The following is a 1722-nucleotide window of genomic DNA, read 5'->3' on the forward strand; positions in this document are numbered from 1 at the left end:
GGTAGGTCAGCTCCGCTAGCTTCGCCCGATCGAAACCTACGGCGAAACCATCACCACCTGCATATCCACGCCACTGCCCGAGCGAGTCACGTTCGGTAGTAAAGCAAGTGACATACCCGTTCGCCCATTTCCAATCGTATGGCATCTGCGGCTGTGACTCGTCTACGAGAGCCGCAAGCGACCAGGCGGCGGCTCGAAGTGCATGTTTCTTTGGTCCAAGGTACGACGGATCTCGATGGTCGGGCCCCTCGGTCGTGAAGAAGTCACCACACTCCCTCCGCTCTTCCTCTGTAAGGTCAGGTAGTTCCTGAGCCAAGGAGTGAAAGATCTCGGCCATCAACCCGGCACTGTATTTGAGTTCCTGAGCATCATTTAGATACTTTATATCGGTTCCCCAGAGCTTTTGACTTTTGATGATGCCGGAGAATCCTCCGAAGTTTGTGTAGTGATAGAGGATGTCATTCTCGTCGGTCACGATTTTGATAGTACTGCAGTCACCTGACAACTTTTTGCAGGAGGATCCCACTAACACTCACGCCCCCTCGTTCCAATCCAGTCAACAGGCTTGCAAAAAAAGCCGCCCTGAGCAGCGCGGAACTTAGCATCGACGGGCCTTGACCCCGCGGGTTGGACACGCTTGATCCTGGTCTCAGACCAGGGAAAGCGAGAAGATCTAACCCGATGGCAAAGAAAAATTACTCCGAAGAGTTCCGCCGCGACGCAGTCGAGCTGTACCGCGACACCGGCGGCGCGACCGTAGCCGGGATCGCCGCCGATCTCGGCGTATCCCACGGCTCCCTGACCACATGGCTGAGAAATGCGGGTATCCCGATCCGCAGACCCGCCGCCACCGCTCCGGGGCCCGGCACCGGCGAGACACCCGAGCAGGAAGCCGCCAGGCTCCGCGCCGAGGTCGCACACCTACGCGCGGAGAAAACCAAGCTCGAAACTGAGCGAGACATCCTGCGGTCGGCGGCAAAATATTTCGCCGGAGAGACGAACTGGTGAACCGCTTCCAGTTCGTTGCAGACCACTCCGACACCTACCCGGTGAAGCGGTTGTGCCAGGTCATCGATATCGCCCGCTCGTCGTACTACGCATGGATCAACGCCGCCGAGAAACGAGCCGCCCGGGCCGCAGCCGACGCTGAACTCGCCGACAAGATCCGCGCCGTCCACACGGTGGGACAACACCTACGGGCGGCCCCGGATCACCGCCGAGATCAATCACGGACAACCCGCCGACCAGCGGATCAATCACAAACGGATCGCACGGATCATGCGCGCCAACAACATCGAGGGCCTGCGACTGCGCCGAAAACACCGCACCACCATCGCCGAACCAGCCGACACTCCGTCGCCGGACCTGCTCAACCGTGATTTCACCGCGATCGCACCGAATACCCGATACGTCGGTGACATCACGTATCTGCCATGCGGGGACAATGAGTTCTTGTATTTGGCCACGGTGATCGACTGCTTCTCCCGCCGCCTGGTGGGCTGGTCGATCGCCGAGCACATGCGTACCGAACTCGTCGAAGATGCCTTAGGTGCCGCAGCACTGACCCGCGGCGGTCTTGCCGGTGCAGTGTTCCACGCCGATCGCGGAAGTCAAGGCGTATTCAACCGGTCGAAGCAACACGTTGCTGTTGAATTGATCGTAGGTGTTCGTCCCAAGCTTCAGCGGGGGTTCGCCATTGGAGTCGTTTCCGTGGTCGCGTGT

1 protein-coding gene and 1 pseudogene are annotated in these 1722 nt (G+C 59.5%); one reads left to right on the plus strand and one right to left on the minus strand.

Translation table 11 applies throughout. From position 1 onward, the window contains the following. The coding region (locus ABT116_RS44380; RefSeq protein ID WP_351646571.1) for a hypothetical protein at positions 1–475 on the minus strand (475 nt) is incomplete at its 3' end. Positions 476–681: 206 nt separating this feature from the next. On the opposite strand from ABT116_RS44380, the pseudogene ABT116_RS44385 reads away from it, so the two are divergent. Then, positions 682–1722, plus strand: a pseudogene (locus ABT116_RS44385) (IS3 family transposase); the annotation flags it as partial.

This window comes from Streptomyces sp. NPDC002130 (genome assembly GCF_040296465.1).
In the GTDB taxonomy this organism is placed as follows: domain Bacteria; phylum Actinomycetota; class Actinomycetes; order Streptomycetales; family Streptomycetaceae; genus Streptomyces.